General features: G+C 66.8%; 5 protein-coding genes. 4 read left to right on the forward strand and 1 reads right to left on the reverse strand.

Annotated elements, in window-relative coordinates; translation table 11 throughout:
* Both treY and Q0D45_RS10520 read left to right on the forward strand, forming a co-directional pair.
* Positions 1-2,380: malto-oligosyltrehalose synthase (gene treY, locus Q0D45_RS10515; RefSeq protein ID WP_293392328.1), on the forward strand; the 2,380-nt coding region annotated here is incomplete at its 5' end.
* A gap of 202 nt (positions 2,381-2,582) precedes the next feature.
* Positions 2,583-3,329, forward strand: coding sequence for a DUF6714 family protein (locus Q0D45_RS10520; protein WP_293392331.1), 747 nt, complete (start codon positions 2,583-2,585; stop codon positions 3,327-3,329).
* A gap of 37 nt (positions 3,330-3,366) precedes the next feature.
* Here Q0D45_RS10520 and Q0D45_RS10525 read toward each other — a convergent pair whose 3' ends face one another.
* Positions 3,367-4,260 carry a LysR substrate-binding domain-containing protein gene (locus Q0D45_RS10525; protein WP_293392334.1) on the reverse strand — a complete coding sequence of 298 codons (894 nt, stop codon included), beginning with the start codon at positions 4,258-4,260 and terminating at the stop codon, positions 3,367-3,369.
* Between the two features lie 109 nt (positions 4,261-4,369).
* Here Q0D45_RS10525 and Q0D45_RS10530 point away from each other — a divergent pair, with 109 nt between their 5' ends.
* On the forward strand, positions 4,370-5,557 hold the full coding sequence (locus tag Q0D45_RS10530; protein ID WP_293392337.1) for an MFS transporter: 1,188 nt from the start codon (positions 4,370-4,372) through the stop codon (positions 5,555-5,557).
* Between the two features lie 152 nt (positions 5,558-5,709).
* Positions 5,710-6,456: alpha/beta hydrolase fold domain-containing protein (locus Q0D45_RS10535; RefSeq protein ID WP_293392340.1), on the forward strand; the 747-nt coding region annotated here is incomplete at its 3' end.

The following is a 6,456-nucleotide window of genomic DNA, read 5'->3' on the forward strand; positions in this document are numbered from 1 at the left end:
GCCCAATCACATGGCCGTCGGCGAAGCCGATAACCCCTGGTGGCTGGACGTGCTCGAATCCGGGCCGGCCAGCCGCTACGCGAAGTTCTTCGATATCGACTGGTCGCCGCCCGACGAAGCGCTGCACGGCAAGCTGCTGGCACCGTTCCTCGGCAAGCCCTTCGACGCGGCACTGGCCGATGGCGATCTCAAGCTCGGCTTCGATGAGGGACGCGGCAGCTTCCATGTCGATTACGGCCCGCATCGCTTTCCGATCTCGCCGTTCGATTACGCCGGCATCCTCGGCACTGAACCGCGCGCGATTGCCGATGCCTTGGCCCGCTACGACAACAGCGCTGCCGGCAACGAGCGGCTCGGCCAACTGCTGCAAGGCCAGCACTATGTCCTGGTCGACTGGCATGAAGCCGGCGCCCGCATCAACTGGCGACGCTTCTTCGATGTCACCAGCCTGGCGGCGATCCGTGCCGATCGCGACGAGGTGTTCGAGGCCACGCACGCGTTGCCGCTGAGGCTGTATCAGGAAGGCCTGATCGATGGCTTCCGCGTCGATCACATCGATGGCCTGGCCGATCCGGCGCAGTACCTCGCGCGCCTGCGCCAGCGGCTCGATCTGCTGCACGCCGAGCGGCCACAGCAGTTCGCGCTGGAGACACCGTGGCTGGTGGTCGAGAAGATTCTCGGCCACGGCGAAGTGCTCAGAGGCGACTGGCAGACCGATGGCGCCACCGGCTACAAGTTCATGGATGCGGTTTCCGGGCTGCTCCACGATCCGGCCGGCGAAGCGCCGCTGACCGAACTCTGGGAAAGCTTCACCGGCGAGCACGACGACGCCGCGCATTACGCCTATCGCGCTCGCAAGGAACTGGCGGAATCGAGCTTCGCCGGCGATGTCGATGCGCTGACCGCGCTGCTGATGGACTACGCCGCCGTTGCCACGCCCGAGTGGCGCATCGATCCGATCAATATGCGCGTGGCGCTGATCGAGTTCCTGGCGCACTTCCCGACCTATCGCAGCTATGTCGGTGAAGACGATGCCGACATGCATGACCGCAAACTCATCCTGATCACCCTGCAGGCGATCGAAGCGCAGGGCATCCACGACGATGGCCGTGCGCTGACGGTGCTGGTGCGCTGGCTCGATACCGCGCAGGACCAGTTGCCGGCAGAGGCCGATGTAGCCACGCAGCGCGCCCATCGCGCTCTGCAGCGAATGCAGAAACTGCTGCCGGCGCTCGATGCGAAATCGGTCGAGGACACGGTGTTCTATCGCTACGGGCGCTTGCTGTCGCGCAACGAGGTCGGCAGCTGGCCGGGCCAGTTCGCGATGACGCCGAAGGAGTTCCACGCGCTGAATCTCGATCGCGCGCTGCGCGTGCCGCGTTCGATGGTCGCCACCGCGACTCACGATCACAAGCGCGGCGAAGACAGCCGCATGCGCCTGGCCGTGCTCAGCGAGCTGCCGCGGCTGTGGGCGGCCACCGTGCAGCGCCTGCACGAGGCATCGACCGGCTTGCGGACGGACAGCGACACGCCGACGCCGGCCGATGAGCTGATGCTCTATCAGACCCTGGTCGGCTCCTGGCCGCTGGATCTCGATCTGGACGATAGCGAAGCGATTGCCGCCTTCGGCGCAAGAGTGGCCGGCTGGCAACTGAAGGCGCTGCGCGAAGCCAAGCTGCTGACCAGCTGGGCGCATCCGGATGAAGCCTTCGAGCAGAACAATCGTGCCTTTCTCGATGCCTTGCTGAGCCATCCCCCAAGCCTGCAGATACTGGCCGAGCTGGTGTCGCGCATCGCGCCGTATGCGGCGCTGAACGGGCTGTCGCAAACCCTGCTGCGGCTGACCGTGCCCGGCGTGCCCGATCTCTACCAGGGCACCGAGTTCTGGGATCAGAGCCTGGTCGATCCGGACAACCGGCGACCGGTCGACTACCTCGCACGCCGGCAGGCGCTAGCTGCCGCGGCCACACCCGCGGCACTGATCGAGCACTGGCAGGACGGCCACCTGAAGCAGGCGCTGATCGCTGCCACTCTGGCACTGCGCAAGGCGCTGCCCGAAGTCTTCGAGACCGGCAGCTACGAGCGCCTGGCCGTCATCGGCCCGCAGGCGAATAGTGCTTTCGCGTTCGCTCGTCGCGCTGGTAACGACGTGGTGATCGCCATCGTCACCCGGCTGGGTGCGCGGGTGGACAAGGCCATGGCCTTGCCGAGAGTCGCCTTCGGTCACTGGCAGGACAGCGCAGTGCTGCTGCCGGCCGATGCACCATCGGCGCTCTACGATGCCCTGGGCGGTGCCGCCGTGGCAGCCGATGGCAAGCGGATCGCCCTGTCCGATGTGCTTCAGCATCTGCCGGTGGCGCTGCTGCGCTATCGAATCTGAGAGACCGGGCACCGCGCTTACCGGCAACAGCCACGTTTTCCGGTAATTCCTGCTCAGCCTGATTCAGCGCCACGTGGCGTGCCCGTTTTCCACTGGCACGCCGCGTGCTACCTCAAGGCTTCAAGCCAGGAGGATGCGCCATGAACCAGACCCTGAATCGCGACGTTGCCCTGCCGCTTTGCCCGCAGCAGGAGCAAGGCTGATGTACGACCAACCGTTGGGCGAGCAGTTTGATAACACGCTGGGCGATCCGATCGAGCTGAGCCATCAGGCGATCACGTCATCCACACCGGCGACCGCTGCAGAGGCCCTGCGCGCCCGGATCAAGGCCGCATTTGCCGATGTCGCAGCGGCTGGCGAACCCAGCCTCGATGCACTGCAGCGTGCGGCGGAAGCTGATGTCGAAGCGACGTCGGGCGCGAATGATCCGGGCACTTCCCGGCACTGGTCCGACTACGCCACCGATGAACTCGATGGCTACGCGGGGCTGCTGCCGATGCTGAGTGTCGCCAGCTGGCGCTTCCATCTGCCGGCATTTCTGCTCGCTTCGCTTGAAAAACTTTCCCAACCCGTCTGGGAAACCGGCCTGCCGGGCGCGGTGCTGTTCAACCTGACCTATGCCGCCGACGACCGCGTCTGGTCGCGGAAGCTGCTCGACCGCTTCCAGTCGCTCGATGCGCCGCAGACGGCCGCCGTTTGCGCCTTCCTCGAATTCGTCAGCGACAACCCGCACCAGGAACCGCTGCGCGGCCTCGACGCCGAGAAGGCACTGCGCCGTTACTGGCGTCTGCAGGAACGCGCGCAGCCGACCATTGCGGTCGGTGCAGCCACCGATGGCCGGGCACAGATCGATGCGGCGCCTGCACGCAGCCGCAACGCTGGCAAGACCAAGACGCTCGGCGCCCTGATGTCGGTGCTGCGCGCGCCGGTCAACGTCGCCCGGGCCTGAGCCTCAAGCCGTCTGATGGCCCATCAGTGATGGGCCATCAGACGGGCGGCGACAACTGCTCGACCAGAAAATCGATGAACACCCGTACGCGCCGCGGCGTCCGGGTGCCGCCGACGAACAAGGCGTGAATCTCCTCGGTATCGCCGGGATTGTGGTCCTCGAGCAGCGCGACCAATTTGCCCGCAGCGATATCGGCTTCGACATGGAAGCTGCCCAGGCGCGTGATGCCGACGCCCTGCAGGGCCAGTTGAGCGATCGTTTCGCCATTGTTCGCCTCGATGTTGCCGCCGACGTTCAACACGTAATCGCGTCCCTCGCTACGGAACGGCCATCCCGGATCGGCGCGCCGGAAATTGAAGTTGAGGCAGTTGTGGCCGAACAGGTCTTCAGGCAGCACCGGCCTGCCGGCCCGCGCCAGATAGGCCGGAGACGCCACGATGGTGCGGCCATTGGAGCCCAGCCGCCGCGCCGTCAGCGGGCTGTCGGCCAGCGGGCCGAAGCGGATCGCGACATCGGCTTGCCCGGCGAGCACATCGGCCAGCGCGTCGGTGACGCTGATATCGACCAGGATTTCCGGATAACGGGCGACGAAGCCGGCGAGCAGGGGAACGATGGTCAGCCGGCCGTAAGCCGGCCCGACGCTGACCCGCAGCCGGCCGCGCGGGGCCGCCTGCCAGGCGATCGCCTCTTCGGATTCGGTGAGGTCGGCCAGGATCCGCCGCGCCGCCTGGTGGTAGGCGTTGCCTTCCGGGGTCAGGGTCAGCGTCCGGGTGGTACGGATCAGCAGGCGGACGCCCAACCGCACTTCGATGCGGGAAATGATCCGGCTCAGCGCCGACGGCGTCAGCCCGAGGGCGCGCCCCGCGCCCGACAGGCTGCCGGCGCGGACGACGGCATCGAAGGCTTCCATCTCGCTGGCACGATCAATCATCGTTCTGGCTCATCTGTGATTTCAAAGCAAAGGTTCTTGTCCCGCTCTCTATCTACTGAAAGGGAATGAAAGTGTCTATCTTTGCGTCACGTTCATTACGGGAAGAATCATGAAGTTCAACACCGCCATCCTGGCGCTGGCCATCGGCGCCTTCGGCATCGGCGTCACCGAATTTGCGCCGATGGGCATGCTGCCGGTGATCGCCAGCGATCTAGGCGTTTCGATCCCGACTGCCGGCCTGCTGGTCAGCGCCTATGCCTTCGGCGTGCTGCTCTGTGCGCCGCTGATGACCCTGACTACCAGCCGCGTGCCGCGGCGCAGCCTGCTGATCGCGCTGATGGGCATCTTCACCGCCGGGAACCTGCTCGCGGCCATGTCCGAGAGCTACACGACCCTGCTGTTCGCACGGGTGCTCACTTCGTTCTGCCACGGCGCTTTCTTCGGCGTCGGCGCGGTCGTCGCGGCACGCCTGGTACCGCAGGACAAACGCGCCAGCGCGGTTGCCGCCATGTTCATGGGCTTGACCATCGCCACCGTCGGCGGCGTGCCGCTGGCAACCTGGGCGGCGGAACAGTTCGGCTGGCGCACAGTGTTCTGGGCGGTTGCCGGGCTCGGCGTGCTGGCCATGGCGTCGCTGCGGCTGGCGCTGCCGAACATCCCGGCCGATGCCGGCGCCGACATGCGCGCCGAGCTGCGGGTGCTGGGGCGAGCCCCGGTGCTGAAAGCCCTGGCGCTGACCGTGATCGCCTCGAGCGCGATGTTCACCGTGTTCACCTACATCGCCCCGATCCTGCTGACCGAGGCCCATGCCTCGACCAGCTTCGTGGCCTGGATGCTGGTGATCTACGGGCTGGGCCTGACCACCGGCAACTGGCTGGGCGGCCGCTACGCCGACCGTTCGGTGGACGGCACGCTGATCGTCACCCTGGCGAGCATGGTCGTGCTGCTGGTGCTGTTTTCGGTCGGCATGCAGTGGCCGCTGCCGGCTGCGGTGCTGATCTTCCTCTGGGGCATCACCAGCTTCGCCGTGGTGCCGCCGCTGCAGATGCGGGTGATGGCGGCCGCCGGCGATGCACCGAATCTGGCATCGGCGATGAACATCGGCGCCTTCAACCTCGGCAATGCCGTCGGTGCCGTGGTCGGCGGCTTCGTGATCAGCGCCCATCTCGGTTATCCGGCGGTCGCGCTGGCGGGTGCCGTGATGGCCGCATTCGGCTTGGCTTTCGTGCTCGTGCTGCGGCCGCCGCGCATCAAGCCTGAAGACGCATCCGTCCTGCCGGCGTCTCCTGCCGCCTGAGCCCGGACCCGATTACCCCCTTGGCGGAGCTGGCTGACCAGGCTCTTTTGAAGCAGCACTGAACGAACTTCACGGCCGGGCACGCGCCCTGCCGTAGGTCAGCGCCGAAACCCATCGGCACTGCCGTTCGAAGCATCTTCAGGAGCCTGGTCATGTTCGCGAAAACGTCCTCGTCCATCCTCGCCGGAACCTTGCTGGCCGCCGTCTGGCTGTCGACGACCGCTGGCGAGCGCCTCCATGACCAGGCGCAGCGGCTTCGGGCCATTGGCAACAAGACCACCGCCGACACCACCCTCGATGACGGCGGCCGTCGCTACGGCCTTGCCGAGATGACTTATCAGGAACGGTCCACACAGCGTGTCGACGATGCCGTCGGCGGCCTGAAGGACAACGACGTCCGGGTCAGTGCCACGGTTGCCGAACCAGAGCCGGCGTCGACGGTGAAGCTGTACTGGCCGGCTGGTCAGGGGCCTTACTCGGTGGTGGTCTATTACCGCGAAGCCGGCAGCGCCAACGGCGATACCGAACATGCCGGCGCGGCACGGGCGCTGGCCAAATCCGCCGATGCCGTCGTGGTGTCGGTCAGCCTGCGCACCGCAGCGGCCGGCGTCGCCGACGTCGACTTCCGCAGTGGCGAGGACCGCGAGGCCTATGGTGCCTACCAATGGGCGCTCGCCAATGCCGACAGCCTGGGCGGCGATTCGCGCCGCGTGGTGGTGATGGGCGAAGGCCTGGCCGGTCCGGTTGCGATGGCGGTTGCCGCCCGCGCCCAGCAGGCCAATGTGCCGGCGCCCTACTACCTGGTGCTGGTCAATGCGCCGACCTCTGATGTCTCGGTGCGGCCGGCAGCGGCCACCGCGCAGTCCTGGGCAGGCCCGCATCTCTGGGACATTGCCTGG

It is taken from the genome of Nevskia sp., assembly GCF_023266035.1.
GTDB lineage: Bacteria > Pseudomonadota > Gammaproteobacteria > Nevskiales > Nevskiaceae > Nevskia.